The organism is Corynebacterium uropygiale, assembly GCF_021568315.1.
Classification (GTDB): Bacteria; Actinomycetota; Actinomycetes; order Mycobacteriales; family Mycobacteriaceae; genus Corynebacterium; species Corynebacterium uropygiale.
In genome coordinates, this window is sequence record NZ_JAKGSI010000003.1 from 142,491 (window position 1) to 164,575 (window position 22,085).

Below are 22,085 nucleotides of genomic sequence, written 5' to 3' on the forward strand. Positions count from 1 at the left end.
ATCGGGATATGGGGGCGACGGTACTAGGAGAGGAGCTCAAACACCCCCTTGAAGGAGAACCACGCGAGGGCCCAGGAGACCACGAGGGCCACCACTCCCAAAACGATGAGGTACTTGGGATAGCGATAACCGTGGAGCAGGTCCTTGCCGCGGAACAACGCGATATAGAGGATGAGCGTGAAGCCCAACGGCAGGACCAGGCCGTTGAAGGCGCCCGCGAAGACGAGGAGCTTGGCGGGCGCCGTGCCCACCGTGAGGAAGAGCGCGCCCGAGACGATGATGAAGACAATCGTGATGATGTTCTGGCGGGTGAGGAACTCCGCGCGCGGCGGGACGAGGAAGCTCGCCGAGGTGTAGGAGCACCCGATCACCGAGCTCAAGGCCGCGCAGAAGAGCACCACGCCGAAGATCCGGAGGCCAATGGGGCCGGCCGCGTAGGAGAAGGCTGCTGCCGCCGGGTTGGACTCCCCCTCGAGGCGGGCGCCGCTGGCCGCCACGCCCAGCACGGCGAGGAAGAGGACCACGCGCATCACCCCGGTGACGAGGATGCCCGAGATCGAGGAGCGGGAGACTGTCGCCGCGTGCTCCGGGCCGGTCTCGCCGGAGTCCAGCATCCGGTGGGCGCCGGCGTAGGTGATGTATCCGCCGACGGTGCCGCCGACGAGCGTGGTGATGACGACGAGGTCAATCTTCTCCGGGGCAATCGTGTTGATCGCTGCCTCGGCGAGCGGCGGGGAGGAGCGGAATGCGATGTACACCGTGAGGACGATCATGAGCGCTCCCAGCACCACCACCAGCTTGTCCAGCAGATTCCCCAGTTTCTTCACGACGAAGCCGGCGATCGCGAGCAGCGCGGTGATCGCCCCGCCGAGGACTGGGCTGATCCCCAGCGCGGCGTTGAGCCCGAGGCCGCCGCCAGCGATATTGCCGATATTGAACACGATGCTGCCCACGCCGATGAGCGCAGAAAGCACCCAGCCGAGCCCCGGCAGCACCGTATTACCCAGCTCTTGGGCGCGCTGACCGGCGATGCCGATGACTCGCCAGACGTTGAGCTGCACGGCGATGTCGATGAGGATGGACACGAGGATCGCGAAGGCGAAGGCTGCGCCGAGCTTGCTGGTGAACACGGCGGTCTGCGTGAGGAAGCCTGGGCCGATGGCGCTCGTGGCCATGAGGAAGATGGCGCCCATGAGGGCGGAACGGTTGGTGGCGCGAGCCACTGTGTTCTTCAGAGAACCCTGAGAAGAAGATGGCATGTCTCACATCATAAAGAAAAGGCTCCCCATCGCACAGATGCGGTGGGGAGCGGGGGCCTCAGCCCGGGTCACTCAGGGGGAGTGACTAGTGGCGCTCGGTGTGCGCCATGTCGAGGACGTTGAGTCGCTTGTCCAGCTCTTCCTCGGTCAGCTTCTCGCCGTCGACGAAGCCGAGGTCGATGACCGTCTGGCGGATCGTCTTGCCCTCCTTGAGGGCGGTCTTGGCGACCTTCGCGGCGGCCTCGTAGCCGATCGCGGAGTTGAGCGGGGTAACGATCGAGGGGGAGGACTCGGCGAGGGTCTTCATCCGCTCAACGTTCGGCTCGATGCCGTCGACGAGCTTCTCTGCGAAGACGCGGGCGGTGTTGGCGAGGAGGGTCGCCGACTCGAGGACGTTGCGCGCCATCATCGGGATGAAGACGTTGAGCTCGAAGGCGCCCTGCGCGCCACCGAAGGCCACAGCGGCATCGTTGCCGATGACCTGGGCGGAAACCTGCGTGGCGGTCTCACAGAGCACCGGGTTGACCTTGCCCGGCATGATGGAGGAGCCCGGCTGGAGGTCGGGGAGGTGGATCTCACCGAGGCCGGTCAGCGGGCCGGAGCCCATCCAGCGGATGTCGTTCGCGATCTTCGTGAAGGAGACAGCGATGGAGCGCATGACGCCAGAGAACTCGACGAGGCCATCGCGGTTGGCCTGGGCCTCGAAGTGGTTGCGGGCCTCGCGCAGCTCCTCAATGCCGGTGAGCTCGCGGAGGGCGGCGGTGACCTTCTCGCCGAAGTCGGCATCCGTGTTGAGGCCGGTGCCGACAGCCGTGCCGCCGATCGGCAGCTCACCGAGGCGCGGCAGGGTGGCCTCGACGCGCTCGATGCCGGCCTCGATCTGGCGGGCGTAGCCGGAGAACTCCTGGCCGAGGGTCACCGGGACGGCGTCCATGAGGTGGGTGCGGCCGGACTTCACGACGTCCTTCCACTCCTCGGCCTTCCGGGCGAGGCTCTCCTGCAGGACCTTGAGGCCCGGGATGAGGTCCTTCACGGCGGCTTCCGTCGCGGCCACGTGGGTGGCGGTGGGGAAGGTGTCATTCGAGGACTGACCCATGTTGACGTGGTCATTGGGGTGTACCTCGACGCCGTGGGACTTCGCGATAGACGCGATGACCTCGTTGGTGTTCATGTTGGAGGAGGTGCCGGAACCCGTCTGGAACACGTCGATGGGGAACTCCCCGTAGTGCTTCCCGTCGGCGATCTCCTTCGCCGCGGCGATGATCGCATTAGCCTTGTCGGCGGGGAGCAGGCCCTTCTCCTTGTTCACCTGGGCGCAAGCGGCCTTGAGCAGGCCCATGGCGCGGATTTGGTTGGGCTCCAGGGTGCGGCCGGAAATCGGGAAGTTCTGGACGGCACGCTGGGTCTGAGCCCGCCAGAGGGCCTTGGCGGGAACCTTGACCTCGCCCATCGTGTCGTGCTCGATGCGGTATTCCTGTTCAGTCATTCGTGTCATCACCTTCAGAGGTTGAGAAATGTTGGGATCCAGGATCAAGTATGGCGCAGGATGCCCTGAGGCGTCGGGGACGTCTCAGGGCGGGGAGTCACTAGCGCAGAATGCCCTGCGTGTAGTCGATGACGGAGTACTCCTGGAGCTTGGTCAGCTTGTGACGGGACTCGATGTAGCGGACCGTACCGGACTTCGAGCGCATGACGAGGGAGCGGGTGGTCGCACCGTTGGCGCGGTAGCTCACGCCGCGGAGCATGTCACCGTTGGTCACACCCGTGGCGGCGAAGTAGCAGTTGTTGGAGGAGACCAGCTCGTTGGTGGTGAGCACACGGTTGAGCTCGTGGCCGGCGGCCTTCGCGCGCTCCGCCTCCTCCTCATCCTTGGGGGCGAGGACACCCTGGATCTCGCCGCCCATGCACTTCATGGCGCAGGCGGTGATGATGCCCTCCGGGGTGCCGCCGATGCCCATCATGATGTCCACCGAGTTGGTGTCCTGGGCGGCGGCCACAGCGCCGGCCACGTCGCCGTCGGAAATGAGGCGGACCTTGGCGCCTGCCTGGCGGATCTGGTTGATGAGTTCCAGGTGGCGCGGGCGGTCCAGGACGACGACCGTGACGTCGGAGGCGTCGATGCCCTTGGCCTTCGCGACGACGTTGATGTTGTGCTCGACCGGGGCCTCGATGTCGATCTTGCCGGCGGCGTCGGGGCCGACGGCGATCTTCCGCATGTAGAACACCTCCTTGGGGTCATACATGGAGCCGGCCTCGGCTGCCGCGATGACTGCGATGGCATTCGGGCGGCCCTCGGCCATCAGAGTGGTGCCGTCCACCGGGTCGACGGCGATGTCCACCTTCGGGCCATCCCCGGTGCCCACGTGCTCACCATTGAAGAGCATGGGCGCTTCGTCCTTCTCACCCTCACCGATGATCACGGTGCCGTCCATGTTGACGGAGTTGATGAGCTGGCGCATGGCATCGACGGCCGCGCCATCACCGGATTCCTTTTGACCCCGGCCAACCCAGCGGCCCGAGGCCAGTGCCGCGGCCTCGGTCACGCGGACCAGTTCCATAGCCAAGTTACGATCGAGGCTCTCGCGGTGGTCATTAGTCATCTGTTTTCCAGCCTCCTGGTGTGCATCACAAACGGTCGGCGGACATCTGTCCGCCACTGCCCCCATTGTTCCAGGGACTGGACACCGGGGCGGAGAAATTCACACCCGAATGTGGGCAGATGATGCCCTATCTGACTGTGACCTTTGACCGTGCGATACTGACTAGCGTGGCTGAGAAACCGAGACTCTTTCAAGATGGACGCGACATGATCTACTCCCTGGCGGCGGTCGGGGTGGTCATGATCCTCTGCGTCGGCTTCACCGGGCTGTGCTCCTTCAACCCGGGACGACCGGAAAATGGGCCGGTCCAGGCGGTGGATGACCACGCGATGCTCGACGGCGAGGCCCACACCCTCGGTTTCCCCATCCGCTACGTCGAGGCGCCCGAGGGGTGGACTGCCAACAGCGCCCGTCGCATCAACGTGAACAATGAGCCGGCCGCCTCCGTCGGGTGGGTCACCGCGAAGGACGGCTACGTCCGCCTCGTCCAGACGGGTGTCAGCGCGAAGGACGCCGTCGATGGCTTCGACGGCTACACCCGCGAAGAGATCGGGCAGCGCAGCATCGAGGGGCATGAGGCCCACATCTTCTCGACCATGGATGAGGACAAGGACAACCTCTGGGTCGTGGACCTCGGCGGCGTCCGGCTTCTCGCCCAGGGCGAGGGCAGCGAGGAGGACATCGTCGAGATCCTCGCGCGCGCGATCAGAACGGCGCCGCTGCCCCGGGAGGACGCGGCCGAGGCGAGCAGGGGCGCCGCGGAGTCCTAGGCTTCGTCCTCGTCCTCGTCGTTCTGAGGGGCCGACGTCCCGTCCCCGGCGGTCTCGGCGCCGCGGCTTCGGGCCAGCGCTGCCTCCACTCGGCGGGAGGCGCCGTCGAGATGCTCTTCGCAGCGGCGGGCGAGCTCCTCGCCGCGCTCCCAGAAGCGGAGGGACTCGTCGAGGCTCATCTGTCCGGCCTCGAGGATGCGGACGGTTTCGATGAGCTCCGCGCGGGCCTGCTCGTAGGTGAGCTCGGCGACGGGCGGGAAGGCGTTCTCGCCGGGCTGTCCGGTGCCGAAAGTGTCTGTGGCCATGGGGTTCCTTTCGATGGGAAGAATCGGGGGGAGGGGGTTAGTCGGCGGGCTGAGTGGCCATGCCGGCGGCGGTGATGGAGCCGTCGCTCACGCGGATGCGCAGCTGGCTGCCTGGCGGGGATTGCTCGATGGAGGTCACGACGAAGGGTTCGCTCCCATCGCGCGGGCGCACCTGCACGATGGAATAGCCGCGGGCGAGAGTGGCACCCGGGCCGAGCGTGGTGATCTGTGCCCGCAGCCCGGTCATGCGGTGGCGCTCCCGGTCGAGGAGATGCGTGATGTCTCGGCGTGCCGCCGCGAGAGCCTGCTCCACTTCCTGCCGTCGCTCCTCGATGGGGCGCAGCGGGTTGGCGAGGACCGGCCGAGAACGCACGGCGGCCAGCGCCTGGCGCTCGTGCTGAACCCACTGCCGGAGCGCGGCGGCCATGCGCCCGCGGCACTCGGCGATGCCCGCCCGCTCCTGGGCGACATCCGGGACGATGCGTTTCGCAGCGTCCGTGGGGGTGGCGGCGCGGACGTCGGCAACATCGTCGAGCACCGGGTGATCGGGCTCGTGGCCGATCGCGGAGACGATGGGGGTGCGGGCCGCGGCGACGGCGCGCTGGAGGGCCTCCTCGGAGAAGGGGAGAAGATCCTCGACGGAGCCCCCGCCGCGGGCGATGATGATGACGTCGACGTCCTCGATGGCATCGAGGCGGGCGAGGGCATCAATGATCTGGGGGACGGCGTCGACCCCCTGCACCGCAGTATTGATGACCTCAAAGCTCACCTGCGGCCACCTGTCCTGGGCCACGGAGAGGACATCGCGTTCCGCGGCGGAGCCCCTGCCAGTGATGAGCCCGATCCGGCGGGGAAGGAAGGGTGGGGTCTTTTTGCGCTCGGGGGCCGTGAGCCCCTCCGCACTCAGCTTCTTGCGCAGCATTTCGATCCGGGCAAGGAGTTCGCCGACGCCTACCGGGCGCATCTGCGTGACCCACAGGGAGTAGCTACCCCGGCCGACGTAGAAGGCCGGCTTGCCGTAGACCACCACGCGATCCCCATGGGAGAAGGGGTGGGGAGCGTTGCGGATGAGGGCCGCCGGGCACGTGAGGCTGACGCTCGCCTGGGCGTCCGTATCGCGAAGGGTGGCGTAGCACATCTTCCACTGGGGGTTGGTTTTTAGCTCGGTGAGCTGCCCTTCCACCCAGATGTGCCCTAGGCGCTCGATCCACCCCTTGACCTTGGTGTTCACATCCTGGACCGACCAGGCGGTTTCTGGTGAATTGACGCTCTCGGCCATGGCATCCCTCCCCGTGTTCGTCATGATTGGTTGTGGTGTGCGGTTCCGCGGGTACGTCCTAGCTTAGGAGTTGGGTCGGACATGAGATCCGGTTGGTTCTTCCTCCAGCAGAACATTAGGGTAGTGGGCATGGACAAAAGCGGGAAGAAGATTCTCCTGGCCGCGCCACGTGGGTATTGTGCGGGGGTTGATCGGGCAGTCGAAACCGTCGAGCGGGCCCTGGAGAAGTACGGGGCTCCCATCTACGTGCGTAAGCAGATCGTGCACAACCGCTACGTGGTGGAGACCCTCGAGGAGAAGGGCGTGATCTTCGTCGACGAGACCGACGAAGTCCCCGAGAACGCGCACGTGGTCTTCTCCGCCCACGGGGTGAGCCCGGCGGTGCGCGAGGGGGCGCGCTCGCTCAGCCTCTCCACGCTCGACGCCACCTGCCCGCTGGTGACCAAGGTGCACAACGAGGTCAAGCGCTTCGCGAAGCAGGGCTATCAGATCCTGCTCATCGGGCACGAGGGCCACGAAGAAGTGGAGGGCACCGCGGGGGAGGCGCCCGAGGTGACCTACCTCGTCGACGGCCTCGAGGGCGCCGACACCGTCCCGGAGGAGTTCGCCGACAAGAAGCTCATCTGGCTCTCGCAGACGACCCTCTCCGTCGATGAGACCGTGGACATCGTCCGCCGCCTCAAGGAGCGCTTCCCCAACCTGGAAAACCCGCCCAGCGAGGACATCTGCTACGCCACGCAGAACCGGCAGGTGGCGGTGAAGAAGATCGCCCCGCAGTGTGAGCTCATGATCGTGGTGGGCTCACAGAACTCCTCGAACTCCCGACGCCTCGTCGAGGTGGCCCTCCAAGCGGGCGCGAAGGACGCCCACCTTGTGGACTTCGCTCGCCAGATCGACGAGTCCTGGCTCGACGGCGTGAGCACCGTGGGCCTGAGCAGCGGGGCCTCCGTCCCGGAGATCCTGGTGAACCAGGTCATTGAGTTCCTCGCGCAGCGCGGCTTTGAGGACGTGGAGGAAGTGACCACCGCCGAGGAAACCATCTCCTTCGCCCTTCCCCGCGATATTCGCCCGCCGCGCGTCAAGAAGTAGAGCGTAGAGCCCCGAAGGGCGCACACTGGAACGCAGCTGCCACGGCCGTGAAGCACGTGGCAGCTGCGTTCTCGTCTCTCTGGATGGAGCCGGGCGGCTTTAGCGGCGATCCTCCCCCTGATCCCGCAGGTCCCGGCGGCTCCGGTGGCGGCGTTCCCGCGCGCGATCCCAATCATCGCGCTGGTAGTGGCGGTCATCCCGGTCCCGGAAGCCGTGATAACGCTCGCCATAGGCCAGGTAGCGGTCGCGTTTCTGCGGTTCCTCGGAAGGCCGCGGCCGGGCATCCGCGCGACGGCGGCCCCGGTGCTCCTTCTGCTCTGCGGCGCTCGCCGTCTCCTCCGGCAGGCGCCGGGTGTAGATATCCTCGTTGGCATTGCCGATGATCCGTGCGCGCCCCGAACGCCGCAACAGTTCCTCGACGGTCACCTGACGCGCAGAGCTCCGCGAGCTGGCGCTGCGGGGTTCGCGCACCGGGCGTCCCTCTGCCGTCGAGCGCGGGGAACGCTGCTGGCGGGCGTCCCGCGCCGAGCGGGAGCCGCGCTGAGCCGAAGCGGAGGCAGAGGCGGACGCGGAGGACGCGGCCGCAGCCGAAGACCGGCTGCGCTCCGGGCGCTTCTCCTCTGTGCGCGGGGTGCGCGGGGAGCGCCGGGTGCTGCTCCACGAGGTGGAGGACGTCGAGGTCGCTGTGGCGGCGGCCCCGGCGGTGCGCTCACGGGCGCGTCGAGTGGTTTCCTGGTTGCGGCGCTCGGCTTCGGCGTCCTTGCGCCGGGACTCGCGGGCCTGGGACTCCAGGATGTGCTGCTGCCTCCGGAGGAGCCACCATCGGACGACGGCGATGACCAAGCCCAGCACGGTGATGAGGAAGAACTCGGGGAAGAGCTGCATGAGGGGGTAGATGATGGTGACGAGCGTCGTCATACTGAGACGCTGCATCCCTCCCATGAGCTGCGAAGAGAGGATCCACGCGCCGAGGGGGGTGAGAATCGCGAAGAGGATGGGGATGCTCGCGACCGTGATGTACAGGCCCCGCGGGTTGATGAGCAGGGTGACCGCGAGGACACCGAGGCCGAAGCACCACAGGTAGGCGGCCCCCATCGTGCCGGTGACCAGGCTCAAGAGGATGCCCGTCACGAGGGCTGCGGCGATGATGACCGGGCCCGCCCACAGCGGCAGGCCCGGCCAGAGAGCTCCAGCAGAACGAGCACTCGCGGACCCAGCGGATCGCTGGGATCGCGACCCGGTGCGTTGTCGGGATGAATTCTGCGGAACATGAGACACGTTGAGGAATTTTAATGAAAGCGCTGCGCGAACGGGGCTCAACACCCCGAGGGGAGATCTTTAGCTTTCGTCTGAAGGGCGGTGGCGCTTGGAATCGACAAGGCGAGCGAGGGATTCCGCGGCCCCCGTGATCCGAGCCACGAACGCCGAGGCGGAGGGGTTCTCCGGCTGGTGGATGGCAGCCCCGGCGTCGACCCCCTTGGGCACGGTGATGGTGGATTCCCGGAGCTTCTCGCGCATGCGGCGCCCGGCTTCCTCGGCATAGGCGCCGGTCCAGGCGCCCGCGTTCGTGGCGAAGGCGACGTCCTTGGCGCGGAGCTCGCCCGAGCGGATCGACGCCATGTCCTGCATGTAGCGGTAGGCGACGGCGATCATCGCGGCGGTGGGCACCGCGAGGAAAGCCCCCACGATCCCGAAGAGCGCGCCGCCCACCGTCACGGAGATGAGCACGATGACCGGGTGGAGGTTCATCGCGCGGGATTGGAGGATGGGGGAGAGGACATTGCCCTCGAGCTGCTGCACCACGAGGATGAGCCCCAGCGTGATGAGGGCCTTCGTGAGCCCCAGCGAAATGAGCGCGATGAGCACCGAGAGCGTGCCCGCCGAGATCGCACCGATGAACGGGATGAATCCCGCCGCGAAGGTGAGCACTGCGAGCGGCAGGGCCAGCGGCACCCCGATGAGGGAGAGACCCAGGCCGATGAAGATGGCGTCGACGAGGGACACCGCAGCCTGCGCGCGGATGAAACCGCCCAGCGTGCTCCATGCTCGCGTGAGGGCCTCCGTGAGGTGCCAGCCGATGCGGCGGCCGGTGGCGCGTCGAACCCAGGGGAGGAAACCGTGGCCGTCCTTGAGGAAGAAGAAGGTGAGGACGAAAACGACAAAGAGTGTGACGAGGACCGAGGTCATGGCCGAGAGTCCCGTGAAAATGCCGCCCGCGATGGTGCCCGCCTGGCGTTGCAGCCAGTTCACGGCCTGGTTGACGACGTTGTTGAGGTCATCGGCGTCGAGTTTGAGCGGCGGGGATTGGAGCCACAGCTGGAGGCGCTGGATGCCCTCGAAGGCCTGGAAGTAGAGGGTCTGGGACTCCCGCGTCACCTGCGGGGCGACCAGCCAAAAGAGCACGCCGACGGAGGCGAAGGCGCTAAAAATCGAGATGAACGCCGCGAGCGCACCGGGGACGCCATGCTTGCGCATCCATGTGGTGGGAGGCGCGAGCACCGTGCACACGAGCAGCGCGAGGATCATGGGCAGAATGCCCTTCCAGAACTGCTGGATCGCGTAACAGCCGGCATAGCAGAACACCGCGATGAACAGCAGCCGCAGGCACCATTGGGCCAGCGTCTTCACGCCCATCCCCACGACAACTGAGCGGTCAATCTGGTCATGGCGGGGCTCGTCGAACTCCTTCTGGAGCTCGGTGAAGTCCACCTCCGACTCCTCGGGGGTGAGCTGGCTCGGGTTCTGATCCTTCTGCGCGTCCGTCACACACTCATTGTGCCCAATAATCCCTCCCACGCGAATAAGGCCCGACGGGAGCTCGTTGCTAGGATAGGGCGCCGTGAGCCTTACTCTTGGAATTGTTGGACTGCCCAATGTGGGGAAATCGACCCTCTTCAACGCGCTGACCCGGAATGACGTGTTGGCGGCGAATTACCCCTTCGCGACGATCGAGCCGAACGTCGGCTTGGTGGAGCTGCCGGACCGGCGCCTCAACCGCCTGGCGGAGATCTTCCACTCTGAGCGGATCCTCCCGGCTACGGTGTCCTTCGTGGACATTGCGGGCATCGTCAAGGGCGCCTCGGAGGGCGAGGGGATGGGCAACGCCTTCCTTGCGAACATCCGCGAGGCCGACGCCATCTGCCAGGTCGTTCGCGCTTTCGATGATGACAACGTCATCCACGTCGACGGCCGAGTGGACCCGGCTAGCGACATCCAGGTCATCGAGACCGAGCTCATCCTCGCGGACCTGCAGACCATCGAGAAGGCCCTGCCGCGCCTGGAGAAGGACGCGCGGAAGAATAAGGACCTCAAGGACGTCGTCGAGGCCACCCAGAAGGCCCAGGCCATCCTCGAGGACGGGCGCACCCTCTATGGTGCCGCGAAGAAGGGGGAGATCGACGTTTCCCTGCTCCGCGAGCTGCACCTCATGACCGCCAAGCCCTTCCTCTATGTCTTCAACTCCGACGAGGGCGTGCTCACCGACGAGGAGAAGAAGCAGGAGCTGCGCGAGCTTGTCGCGCCGGCTGACTGCGTCTTCCTCGACGCCCGCACCGAGGCCGAGCTCCTCGAACTCGACGAGGAGGAGGCGCGCGAGCTCCTCGAGTCCGTCGGCCAGGAGGAGCCGGGGCTCCACTCGCTGGCCAAGGCGGGCTTCGCGACGCTCGGGCTGCAGACCTACCTCACCGCGGGCCCCAAGGAGTCCCGCGCCTGGACCATCCACCAGGGCGACACCGCCCCGCAGGCCGCCGGCGTGATCCACACGGACTTCGAGCGCGGCTTCATCAAGGCGGAGATCGTCTCCTTCGATGACCTCGACGCCGCCGGCTCCATGGCCGAGGCCCGCGCCGAGGGCAAGGTCCGCCAGGAGGGCAAGGACTACGTCATGCAGGACGGGGACGTCGTGGAGTTCAAGTTCAACGTCTAAGAGGCTCACAGCGCCCGCGGTTGCGGTGGCGGTGTCCGCCCAACCGCGGGCGTGGGCTGGGTGCTCTGGGGGTGGGGCACCGCACACTGCAGACTGTTCATCAGACTGCAACTTTTACAGTGTCATTCACAGTGTGTTTGTCAGTGTGAGGCGAAGTGTGTAGACAGTTTTATCATTCTGGGGGATTTTTTCAGTGTCGTGAGAGGTTCACGCGAGACGGCAGCGAGGAGATCGCTGTCCCTCTTTTCCCTGCGTGATGACGGTTTTTTCGTGGTTAGCTTTTTCAGTGCATAGCGGACCTGCCCGATGGGCGGCACAGTGGGTTTGCGAGAGACTGATCAAGTGTAGGGAAGAACCACACTGCAAAATCAGACTTCAAATTTTGCAGTGTGTTTGCAGTGTGGTTGTCTGTCTGCAGTGGAATGTGCCGTCAGTTTTCGCATCTGGGGATCGCATCTCAGTGCTGCTAGAGGCTCACTGCGAACGGTAGCGAGGGGATAGCCTCCTCTGTTTTCCCTGCGTGATGACGGTTTTTCCGTGGTTAGCTTTTTCAGTGCATAGCGGACCTGCCCGATGGGCGGCACAGTGGGTTTGCGAGAGACTGGCCAAGTGTTGGTAAGAACCACACTCCAAAATCAGACTTCAAATTTTGCAGTGTGGTTGTCAGTCTGCAGTGGAATGTGCCGTCAGTTTTCACATTCTGGGGATCGCTTCTCAGTGCTGCAAGAGGCTCACTGCAAACGGTAGCGAGTGGATCGTTGACCCTGCTTTCCCTCCATAGTGACGATTCTTTCCTCGATGAGCTTCTTCAGTGCATAGCGGACCTGCCCGATCGAGAGTTCAGCGGCATCGGATAACTCGTGAATAGTGAGAGGTCGTGCTTTCAGTGAGAGGACAGTAACAACGGTGGCTTCGTTGCGGGTTGGCGCGGAGCTGTGTGGCAGCTCGCTGCTGACCGGATGAGCAGACTCGCTAGGAGCTACCACAGGCGTGTCAACGGCTGCAGCATCCACCGTGTCACCGTGCGGTCGCCACAGAAACGCCGTGAATTGAACTCCAGTATCTCTGAGTTGGGGCCGGGGAAGTCCACGCGCCTCGACAGCACGGAACACTTCGCGAATTCCACCGCCTTCGCCTTCAATAATCGAAGCGCCGTCAGCAGTCGTCAGGCGTTTGGCCATCTGGTACAAGCGCTGATTGACCGCTGCTTGGGCATGCTCGACGCTCTCGAGTTGCTTTAAAGACACCCCGCGCAGGCCGCCAGGACTCTGGATGAAGAGATTTCGCGGTGTGAGGCGAACCTGGATTTGCTTGCCATAACCGAGAGTATTCGGTCCGAGATCCCGATGTACAAGCGCATTGGCAAGAAGTTCTCGGATTGCATTGAGTGGGAGCTCTGGGTCCTCCGCCATATGACCGTCCGGTCGATATCTACGGATAGTGCTGAGATTTGCGGCAACCCAGTCCAGGAGTTCAGCAAGGAGCAGAGGAAGCGGGCCCGTAAAGTCTTGGAGATTGCGATTGCGAGCCTGGCCTTCACCTCCAGGGAGCTGGACGGCGGCGGTGACGGTGAGAGCTGGGTATTTTCCTTGTGGATAGCGGCCAAGGGCGTAAAGACCTGCAAGTGTGGGTTCTCCAGAAGCATTGAGCACACTTGTCATTCGAAGAATCTGTTGGTCATCATAGTCACGTAAACGACGGTCATGAGCCCGCACAGCATTGATGTACTCTCTGGTGAGATTCGGATCAAGATCGTCGGGGGCGCCTCCAATTACGGGGGAAAGGTCATAGGTGACCTGCTCCTCGGCGTGGAGTTGAGCAACGCCGATCATGCGTTCTTCATAGTCTTCCATAGGGTAGTCGCCATCCGCTTGGCGAAGGTAAGCCTGTTTTCCGACGCGGGCTGGCCGTTCCATGAGAGGTAGAGGCGACACGTGCACGATCACGACTGCTTTTGTGCCAACGTGTAGTGTCTGAAACTCAAGGTGAGGGCAGGGCTCAACGGAGTTGCGCGCCATACTTGCTAGTCCTGCTTCGAGCTGGGCAACATTGGCGACCCCGAGTACCTCGAAGTCGCCATTGCCTTCGTCTACGCCAAGGATGATGGTGCCGCCTGTGGGCATATTTGCGAAAGCGCACAGAGTCTCAGGCATCTTAGGAACGCCGCCTGTAGCTCGCTTGACCTCGATTAATGCGCTATCGCCACGCCGATCACGCAACTGCGCCAGTACATCGTCAAGGTCTGATCGAGTCCATTCCATAACCACACTGTAAACCTCAGACTGCAACTTTTATAGTGTGATTGCCAGTCTATTTGCAGTCTGCAGTGTGATTGCCAGTCTGCAGCGTCATGCACGACCGCCACAGACTATGGCATACAATTCCCTTTCCTTCCCGGTTTTGTGCTGTGCGTTAGTCCTCCCGCATATCAGCCGCCCGCACCGGACGGATAACTCGAGCCGGCACCCCGGCTACCACGTGGCCTGCGGGAACATCGCTGGTCACGACGGCCCCCGCCGCAACAATCGCCCCCTCGCCAATAGTCACCCCACCGAGGATCGTGGCATTCGCCCCGATCCACACGTTCTCTTCTACAACGATGGGCGCGGGGTGGAGAATGCCGCGCTGGGCGGGGTCCTCGTCGTGATTGAGGGTGGCGAATACGGCATTGTGTCCGATGAGCGCCCCATCCCCGAGCCAAATCCCGCCCTGGTCTTGGAAGCTGCACCCGGCATTGATGAAGATGTTCCGCCCCAGGTGGAGGTTCACTCCGCAATCGACGGTGAGCGGCGGCAGCACCATCACCGAGTCATCGACCGGCTCCTGGATGATGTCGGCGAGGGTGCGTCGCCGCTCCTCCGGCCCCGCGACGGTGCTGTTATACGCCTGGGTGAGGAGGCGCACCTCCGCCGCGCGCTCCTGCATGAAGTCCATGGCCTCGGTGCCGGGAATGAGCGGTTCGCTGTGGGCCATGAGCTCCAAAAACTCACTGCGCTTCATGGGGTGTCTCCTCCATGCTCGGGTGCCAGGTGGCGAGGGTCTCGGAGAGAATGCGCCGGTAGTCCTCCTCGGCGCGGGTGTTGCTCTCCACGTCCCCGCCCAGGTTAATCACCGCGCCGCCGTGGGCGATGGTGGTCATCGGCGCGTAGACGTGGCCCGCGCCCTGCTGGATGCTCACCGTGGTGTCGGGGTGGTGATCAGCAATGAGCGTGGCGGAGCCGCCCGAGTCCCACATCCGGTCCTCCGTCCCCGCGAAGGCGAGGACGCGGCCGGGGAAACGCTCGATGGGGATTCGCGCGTCGTCGGCGCGGGAAGAACGCTCCGTGGCGCTGGTGTAGACGTCGCGGTAGGAGGTGGGGAAGCCCAGGCCCAGGCGGGTGGACATGGCGATCGCGCGGCCGGGTGAGGCGTCGCGAAGGGAGATCCACGGGACATCCTCGCCGCGGAAGGTCCACGAGGGCACGTCCTCGAAGTCGGAGGTCAGCCCCTGGTAGGAGTAGGCGCTGGGGGCGAGGAGGACAATGTTGTCGATGTCCTGCGGGTAGGTGCTCGCGAGCTCCGCAGCGAGCTCCGCCCCCTTGGACGCGCCGAGGAGGGTGAGGGGGCCCGGGCTGCCCTCGGCGTGGATGCGATCGAGGGCCTCAGAGAAGAAGTCGAGGGGCACGCGCGCCAGCTCGGCGGACTGATTGGGCATCCCAAAGAAGAAGAGCGCCCACGTGTCATAGCCCTGTTCTGCGAGAGCCTGGGCCTCGTGGAAATTCGGAGACCCATCGGATCCGCCAAAGGTAACAACGCTGCCCTGGTGCCGCACAGTCTGTGGCCTGAGATGAAAGCCATTGAGGTACTGGCCCTGGACGTGCTCCACCGTGATCCCGGGGATGTCCGTGGGGTAGGAGCCCAGGTCCGTGGGGTGGCGGTATTCCTCCGGCCCGCCGCTGGGGGCTGAGTATCGGTGGAGGTTATAGCTTCGCAAAGCATAAGCGCCGAGGCCGAGAACGATCACGGCGCCGATCACCGTGAGAAGACCCACGGAGAGAGCCTTGAGCCATCGCCGCGGGTGCCGTGTTGTGTGGTTCATAGCACCACTGTAGGTGTGGGGGCGAGCAGCGGCATCTTTTAGTGCTGAGCTGCCTCCTGGGCGCGGTGATACTCGGTGACCCGGATGCGCTTGTTGAGAATGACAAAGAACATGATGAAGGACACCGTGAGGAGGATGTGGCCGACGCCCGCCAGGCCGGACCACGCCGCGCCCCAGAGTTCATCCCTGTTCATGGCGTGGACCACGCCGTTGGCCACCATGAAGCCGATGGTCCACACGAGCGCGACATTGTGCAGGATGAACCACGTCGAGAATCGCCGGTGGGCACTGAGCTGGAAGGCGTGCTCGAGGGCGATGCAGATGAGGAAGAACATCATGCCCAGCGCGAGCAGGTGGGTGTGGAGGGTGTTGAGCTGGGTCTCTCCGCCGTGGCCGTCAAAGACCTTGGTGAACTCGCGGTAGAACACTCCCGCGATGAGCCCCAGCGCCAAATATGTACATGCTGCCCAGTAGAGCTTCTTCATATCTTCGAGGTTAACGCAGACCTAGGGTCTGCTCTCCCGGACGCTCTCCCGCACGCGGGTGGGAAGCTGGAGGGTCCCGCGCCACGCGAAGGCCCACACCGCCCCGAGAATCGCCAGCGCCCCGCAGCTGATCACGCCGACGCTCAGCGAGGCCGCCGCGATGAGCGCCGAGATGACGGAGGGGCCGCCCAGCTGGCCTCCGGTATTGAAGAGAGCCCACACGCCGAGGAACTTCGCCCGCCCCTGGGCGGGGGAGAGGTCCGCGCCGATCGTCATGTTGATTCCCGTGCCGAGCCCATTGCCCAGCGCCATGACGAGCATCGCGATCCAGAGGCCGGGGGACGTGGGGATCGCGACCATGAGGAGGAACCCCGCGCCAAAGATGCCGAGGCAGGTGGTGAGCGTCGTGACCCGTCCCATGGAGTCCTTAATATAAGCGCCCGGGACCATGAGACAGAGCTCCACCGCCGAACCCAGCGCGATAACCAGGGAAATCTCCGAGTTGTGCAAACCCAGGCTGAGCCCCCAGAGCTGCACCACCACCGGCATCGCGGAGCGGGCGAGCCCCAGCGTGACGATGCTCAGCCCCGCCAGCACGACGGCCTTCCAGCGCACCGGCAGCTCGCGCAGGGAGGGGCTGGGCTCCGCGGCGGGAGCCTCCGGTGATGCCGGCGCGGTGCGGGAGGGGGTGGCCACGGCGTCGTCGAGGGCGCGGGCGGCCGGCAGGCGGAGGACGCCAATCGCGAGCAGGGCGCACAGGGCGGAGAGGACAAAGACCGACCACACCGGGAAAAAGAGCAGGAGACCGGCAGAAAGCAGGGGCCCCAGGAGGTTGCCGACGCGCATCGTGCCGCCGAGAGCCGTCATCCCGCGGCCGAGGCTCTCGCGGGGCAGGACCGTGGCCACGAATGCCTGCCGCGCGAGGTTCCACATGTCCTGGATGGGCGCGCGGAGCATGAGGCTCAGCGCGTAGAGGGGGAGGGAATGGATCACGAGCGCCAGGACCGTCACGCCTGTGACCAGCACGGCGGCCAGGGAGGCGACGGTCATGGCGCGGGCATCACCGACCCGGTCAATGAACTGCCCGGCAGGGATGGTGCACGCGAGAGAGGTGATCCCCATGAACGCGACGATCCCCGCGGCCATCGGCTGGGTCGCACCCACCTGGAGCCCGGCGATGATGAGGACCGGGGTTGTGGTTCCGATCGCAATCGCGAAGAGAAGTGCGGGAATGATCACCGGCCACAGGATTTTTTTCATGGTTCAAGTATTTTATAGAAGCCGGTGAGGGGCTATGCTCAAGGGCATGTTCGCAGATATCTTTTCTTCTCTTTCCAACTCTGACCTGTCCAGCGTGTTCGACCTGCTCGGCTACCTGCCGGGCCTCCTCCCCGCGGGGATCGGCGCCTAACACAGCGCCTAACACAGCTCCGCGATGAGGGTCTAGTCTAAGGGGCGTGAAATTTCTCAACGATCAACGCCCCAGCTACGACCTCACGTACGAGGACGTCTTCATGGTGCCCTCGCGTTCCTCTGTTGGCTCTCGCATGAATGTGGACCTGGCCACGGAGGACGGGACGGGAACGACCATCCCGATCATCGTCGCGAATATGACGGCGGTGGCCGGGCGTCGGATGGCGGAGACCGTGGCTCGCCGCGGCGGCATGGCGATCCTTCCGCAGGATGTGCCGGCCGATATCGCCGCCCACACCATCTCTGAGGTGAAATCCTCGCACCTCCTGTTTGATACGCCCATCCGGGTGAAACCGCACCACACCGTGGGTTACGTGAAGCACTTGATGCCGAAGCGTGCCCACGGTGCTGCTGTTGTGGTGGATCCTGAGTCGGGCCGGCCGGTTGGCCTCATCACTGAGAAGGACCTCCAGGACGTCGATAACTTTGCCCAGGTGGGGCGGCTCATGTCCACCGAGCTGCTCACTCTGCCGGAGACAATCGACCCGCGAGAGGCCTTCGCGGTCCTCACCAAGAACTCCCGCAAGCTCGCGCCCGTCGTCGGGGAGGATGGCTCTCTCGTGGGCATCCTCACCCGCAAGGGTGCGCTGCGCGCCAGCGTCTACACTCCGGCCGTCGACGCCGAGAATCGGCTGCGCGTCGGCGCGGCCATCGGCATCAACGGGGACGTCGAGGGGAGAGCGCGCGCCCTCCTGGACGCCGGGGCGGACACCCTCGTGGTGGATACGGCACACGGGCACCAGGAATCCATGATCCGTGCCGTGGAGCGCGTCCGGGCGCTGGACCCGGGCGTGCCGGTCGTCGCGGGCAATGTTGTCTCGGCGGCGGCGGTGCGTGATCTCGCCGATGCTGGTGCGGACATCATCAAGGTCGGCGTGGGACCGGGCGCCATGTGCACGACCCGGATGCAGACCGGCGTCGGCCGCCCGCAGTTCTCCGCGGTGCTCGAGTGCGCTGCGGAGGGCCGGGAGAAGGGCGTTCACGTCTGGGCCGACGGCGGCGTCCGCCACCCGCGCGACGTTGCACTCGCGCTCGCGGCCGGGGCCTCGAACGTCATGGTGGGCTCCTGGTTCTCGGGCACCTACGAGTCCCCGGGCGACATCCTCTGGGATGCCGACGGCCGCAAGTACAAGGAGTCCTTCGGGATGGCCTCGCACCGCGCCGTCGAGAACCGCAATGCCTCCACCGAGGCCTTTGAGAAGGCGCGCCGGGAGATGTTCGAGGAGGGGATCTCCACCGCGCGAATCTACCTCGAGCCCGGACGCGGGGGAGTGGAGGACCTGCTGGACCGGATCGTCTCCGGCGTGCGTTCCTCCTTCACCTACGCCGGTGCGACGACCATCCCGGAGTTCCGGGAGCGGGCCATCGTGGGCGTCCAGTCCGCGGCGGGCTTTGCGGAGGGGAAGCCTCGTTCCACCCGCTAAGGACCGCTGAGGTCCCGGCAGGAGGGGCGGGGCCGGTCGTGTCGCTCCTCCCGCCGCCGCCGGCGAGGGGCGCGTCCCCGCGGGATGAATGTTTGGATCAAAAATAATCCGCCCCGGTTGCTATCATGTGAGCATGTCACGATTCACCCCGCTCAACTGGCCAGTCCTTCGCCAGTTGCGCGCCCGTGACCCCTTTGGCAGGGGCACCCCCACGCGCTCCCAGCGTACGGATGCCATCACCGCACGGATCGAGGAAGCCGATCGCGTGGTGAAAAGCGTGTGTCCCTACTGTGCAGTGGGATGCGGACAGCGCGTCTATGTGAAAGATGAGAAGGTCATCGGGATCGAAGGGGATCCCGATTCTCCGATCTCCCGCGGCCGGCTGTGCCCGAAGGGCTCGGCCTCGGAACAGTTGGTGAACTCCTCCTCTCGGATCACCACCATCAAGTACCGAGCCCCGGGGGCCACGGAATGGACGGAGCTCGACCACGATCAGGCGATGGACATGATCGCCGATCGCTTCATGGAGGCCCGCCGCAACGGCTGGCAGGACGTCGATAACCAGGGGCGGCGCGTCAATCGCACCATGGGTATCGCCGGCCTCGGCGGGGCGACGCTCGACAATGAGGAGAACTACCTCATTAAGAAGCTCTTCACCGCGGCGGGAGCCATTCAGATCGAGAACCAGGCTCGTATATGACACTCCGCCACGGTCCCCAGTTTGGGGTCCTCGTTTGGCCGCGGCGGCGCGACCCAGCCGCTGCAGGACATGGCGAATGCTGATTGCATCGTCATTCAAGGGTCGAATATGGCCGAGTGCCACCCGGTGGGATTCCAGTGGGTGATGGAGGCCAAGAAGCGCGGCGCGCGCATCATCCACGTGGATCCGCGTTTCACCCGGACATCCGCAGTGGCGCACCGGCATATCTCCATCCGCGGTGGTACCGACGTCGTGCTGCTCGGCGCGCTCATCCGCTATGTCATTGAGAATGACAAGTGGTTCCACGAGTACGTCCGCGCATACACGAATGCCTCCGTCATCATCTCGGAGGACTATCAGGACACCGAAGACCTCGATGGCCTCTTCTCCGGCTATGACCCGGAGACCGGCAAGTACGACAACGAAAGCTGGGGCTACGAGCGCTCCCACACGGCCGGCGAGGATGCCCCCTCCTGGCACGTCGAGCGCGATGAGACACTCCAGCATCCGCGGACGGTCTTCCAGATTCTGCGTCGGCACTACCAGCGCTACACCCCGGAGGTCGTGGAGCAGATCTGCGGCATCTCGCCGGAGGACTTCACCTACCTGGCGGAGTCCATCACGGAGAACTCCACCCCTGAGCGGACAACCTGCTTCGCCTATGCCCTCGGCTGGACGCAGCACACCCTGGGCGCCCAGTTCATCCGCACGTGCGCGATCCTCCAGCTGCTGCTGGGCAACATCGGCCGGCCGGGCTCGGGCATCATGGCGCTGCGCGGCCACGCCTCCATTCAGGGCTCGACGGACATCCCCACGCTCTTCCACCTCCTCCCGGGCTACCTGCCCATGCCCACGGTGGAGCAGCAGACGTGGGAGCAGTACCTCGATCAGATTGCCTCGGGCGATCAAAAGGGCTTCTGGCAGCGTCGAGACGCCTACGCGGTGAGCCTCATGAAGGCGTACTGGGGCGACGCCGCCACCCCGGAGAACAACTGGGGCCTTGACTTCATGCCGAGGCTCACCGGCGCGCACTCGACCTATCACACGCTCCAGGCGATGATGCGCGATGAGGTCGACGGCTACCTTGTCTTTGGCCAGAACCCGGCGGTGGCGCAGTCGCATGGCCGCCTGCAGAGGCTCGGGCTTTCCCACCTGAAATGGATGGTGGTCCGGGACTTCCAGGACATGGAGACCGCAAGCTTCTGGAAAGATTCGCCGGAGGTGAAGACCGGCGAGCTCAAGACGGAGGAGATCCAGACCGAGGTCTTCCTCATGCCCGCCGCAACCCACGTCGAGAAGTGCGGGACCTTCACCCAAACCCAACGCATGGTGCAGTGGCGCTTCCAGGCGCTGCACCCGCCGGGAGACGCCACGAGCGAGCTGCAGTTCTTCTACGAACTGGGACGCCGCATCAAGGAGAAGGTGAAGGACTCCACTGACCCGCGGGACTTCCCCCTACAGGCCATGACCTGGGATTATCCCGTGGACGAGCATGGGGATCCCGACGCCGAGGCCGTTCTCCGCGAGATCAACGGCTACCACCTGAGTGGAGAGAAGGCCGGCCAGCTCCTGGAGAACTTCAACGAGATGAAGGCCGATGGCTCGACGTCCGGCGGATGCTGGATCTACGCGGGCGTCTACGCCAACGGGATCAACCATGCGGCGAAGAAGGTTCCTGGCCAGGAGCAAAACGAACTGGCCATGGACTGGGGCTGGGTCTGGCCCGCGAACCGCCGCCTGCTGTACAACAGGGCCTCGGCGGCGCCGGACGGGCGGCCGTGGTCCGAGCGGAAGAAGTACATCTGGTGGGATAAGGAGGCCCAGAAGTGGGTCGGCGATGACGTGCCAGACTTCCCGGCGACGCTCCCGCCGGGGCACACGCCCGACCCGGATGCCGTCGGACCGGCGGCACTCGCCGGGGATGATGCCTTCATCATGCAGCCGGACGGGAAGGGCTGGCTCTTCGCGCCGACCGGCATGGTGGACGGGCCCATGCCCACCCACTATGAGCCGCACGAGTCGCCGGTGCCGAATCTGCTGTATCACCAGCAGCAATCGCCGACGCGACTCATCTTCAAGAGCGTGGATAACCTCTCGGCGCCCAATGCCGGTGAACCGGGCTCCGAGGTCTATCCCTACCTCTTCAACACCTACCGGCTCACCGAGATGTACACCTCCGGCGCGATGACGCGCACCCTGCCCTTCCTCGCGGAGCTACAGCCGGAGCTCTTCTGCGAGGTGTCCCCCGAGCTCGCCGAGAAACTCGGCCTCGAGCACGGCGGCTGGGCCACCATCATCTCGCCGCGCTCGGCGATCGAGGCGCGCGTGCTCATCACCGATCGCATCGAGATGCTCACGGTGAATGGCAAGGAGTTCCACCAGATCGGCCTGCCCTATCACTACGGGCAGTCGGACACGGTGGGGGAGGTCCACGGCGATAGCCCGAATGACCTCCTCGGCATCACGCTGGACCCCAACGTCAACATCCAGGCCTCCAAGGTCAGCGCCTGTGCAGTGGTGGCGGGCCGACGCCCCCGCGGCGCCGAGCGCACCGCGCTTGTGCGCGAATACCAGCGCCGGGCAGGGCTCACACCCGATACCGGCAACACGAGGCTCTCCGCCCCGGAGGAGGCTGCGCAGGCGTCCGAGGCGGGCGTCGGAACCGAGAACCCCGATGCCGCGCACCCGCGCGGGGCGC

Annotated in this window: 16 protein-coding genes and 1 pseudogene; 5 read left to right on the forward strand and 12 right to left on the reverse strand. The window is 65.2% G+C overall.

What is annotated here, in order from left to right:
• Positions 1–23: 23 nt before the first annotated feature.
• From L1O03_RS06610 to glpX, 3 genes are all read right to left on the reverse strand, one after another.
• Entirely contained in the window at positions 24–1,259 is a 1,236-nt protein-coding gene (locus L1O03_RS06610) for an NRAMP family divalent metal transporter (protein WP_236118660.1), read from the reverse strand.
• An 85-nt stretch (positions 1,260–1,344) separates the two neighbouring features.
• Complete coding sequence (locus L1O03_RS06615) at positions 1,345–2,745, reverse strand: class II fumarate hydratase (protein ID WP_236118661.1); 1,401 nt, start codon at positions 2,743–2,745, stop codon at positions 1,345–1,347.
• Between the two features lie 100 nt (positions 2,746–2,845).
• Positions 2,846–3,859, reverse strand: a complete 1,014-nt coding sequence (gene glpX / locus L1O03_RS06620) for a class II fructose-bisphosphatase (protein WP_236118663.1) — start codon at positions 3,857–3,859, stop codon at positions 2,846–2,848.
• 122 nt (positions 3,860–3,981) lie between these two features.
• Here glpX and L1O03_RS06625 point away from each other — a divergent pair, with 122 nt between their 5' ends.
• Positions 3,982–4,629, forward strand: coding sequence for a DUF4245 domain-containing protein (locus tag L1O03_RS06625; protein WP_268914163.1), 648 nt, complete (start codon positions 3,982–3,984; stop codon positions 4,627–4,629).
• Here L1O03_RS06625 and L1O03_RS06630 read toward each other — a convergent pair.
• Positions 4,626–4,934, reverse strand: a complete 309-nt coding sequence (locus L1O03_RS06630; RefSeq protein WP_236118666.1) for an exodeoxyribonuclease VII small subunit — start codon at positions 4,932–4,934, stop codon at positions 4,626–4,628. The genes L1O03_RS06625 and L1O03_RS06630 overlap by 4 nt on opposite strands.
• Before the next feature lie 37 nt (positions 4,935–4,971).
• Positions 4,972–6,213 carry an exodeoxyribonuclease VII large subunit gene (xseA, locus tag L1O03_RS06635; protein ID WP_236118668.1) on the reverse strand — a complete coding sequence of 414 codons (1,242 nt, stop codon included), beginning with the start codon at positions 6,211–6,213 and terminating at the stop codon, positions 4,972–4,974.
• A 129-nt stretch (positions 6,214–6,342) separates the two neighbouring features.
• Here xseA and L1O03_RS06640 point away from each other — a divergent pair, with 129 nt between their 5' ends.
• Positions 6,343–7,302, forward strand: a complete 960-nt coding sequence (locus L1O03_RS06640) for a 4-hydroxy-3-methylbut-2-enyl diphosphate reductase (protein WP_236119198.1) — start codon at positions 6,343–6,345, stop codon at positions 7,300–7,302.
• Positions 7,303–7,401: 99 nt separating this feature from the next.
• Here the strand turns inward: L1O03_RS06640 and L1O03_RS06645 are convergent, their stop codons facing one another.
• Both L1O03_RS06645 and L1O03_RS06650 read right to left on the reverse strand, forming a co-directional pair.
• Positions 7,402–8,580: a DUF6542 domain-containing protein gene (locus tag L1O03_RS06645; RefSeq protein WP_236118670.1), complete on the reverse strand. Its 1,179-nt coding sequence runs from the start codon at positions 8,578–8,580 to the stop codon at positions 7,402–7,404.
• Between the two features lie 60 nt (positions 8,581–8,640).
• Entirely contained in the window at positions 8,641–10,068 is a 1,428-nt protein-coding gene (locus L1O03_RS06650) for an AI-2E family transporter (protein ID WP_420830310.1), read from the reverse strand.
• A 73-nt stretch (positions 10,069–10,141) separates the two neighbouring features.
• Between L1O03_RS06650 and ychF the strand changes: the two genes are divergently transcribed.
• Entirely contained in the window at positions 10,142–11,227 is a 1,086-nt protein-coding gene (gene ychF / locus L1O03_RS06655; RefSeq protein ID WP_236118671.1) for a redox-regulated ATPase YchF, read from the forward strand.
• 731 nt (positions 11,228–11,958) lie between these two features.
• On the opposite strand, the gene L1O03_RS06660 is transcribed toward ychF, so the two are convergent.
• The 5 genes from L1O03_RS06660 to L1O03_RS06680 form a co-directional block, all read right to left on the reverse strand.
• Positions 11,959–13,488, reverse strand: coding sequence for an ATP-binding protein (locus L1O03_RS06660; RefSeq protein WP_236118672.1), 1,530 nt, complete (start codon positions 13,486–13,488; stop codon positions 11,959–11,961).
• Positions 13,489–13,639: 151 nt separating this feature from the next.
• On the reverse strand, positions 13,640–14,227 hold the full coding sequence (locus L1O03_RS06665) for a DapH/DapD/GlmU-related protein (RefSeq protein WP_236118673.1): 588 nt from the start codon (positions 14,225–14,227) through the stop codon (positions 13,640–13,642).
• Complete coding sequence (locus L1O03_RS06670; RefSeq protein ID WP_236118674.1) at positions 14,214–15,305, reverse strand: alpha/beta fold hydrolase; 1,092 nt, start codon at positions 15,303–15,305, stop codon at positions 14,214–14,216. Before L1O03_RS06670 ends, L1O03_RS06665 begins: the two co-directional genes overlap by 14 nt.
• A gap of 38 nt (positions 15,306–15,343) precedes the next feature.
• Positions 15,344–15,790, reverse strand: coding sequence for a DUF2871 domain-containing protein (locus tag L1O03_RS06675; RefSeq protein ID WP_236118675.1), 447 nt, complete (start codon positions 15,788–15,790; stop codon positions 15,344–15,346).
• Positions 15,791–15,811: 21 nt separating this feature from the next.
• Positions 15,812–17,050 (reverse strand): MFS transporter, encoded by a 1,239-nt coding sequence (locus L1O03_RS06680; RefSeq protein WP_236118676.1) that lies wholly within the window; start codon positions 17,048–17,050, stop codon positions 15,812–15,814.
• A 197-nt stretch (positions 17,051–17,247) separates the two neighbouring features.
• Between L1O03_RS06680 and L1O03_RS06685 the strand changes: the two genes are divergently transcribed.
• Complete coding sequence (locus L1O03_RS06685; RefSeq protein WP_236118677.1) at positions 17,248–18,687, forward strand: GuaB1 family IMP dehydrogenase-related protein; 1,440 nt, start codon at positions 17,248–17,250, stop codon at positions 18,685–18,687.
• 133 nt (positions 18,688–18,820) lie between these two features.
• Positions 18,821–22,018: pseudogene (gene fdnG, locus L1O03_RS06690) on the forward strand (formate dehydrogenase-N subunit alpha); the annotation flags it as partial.
• Positions 22,019–22,085 lie beyond the last annotated feature (67 nt).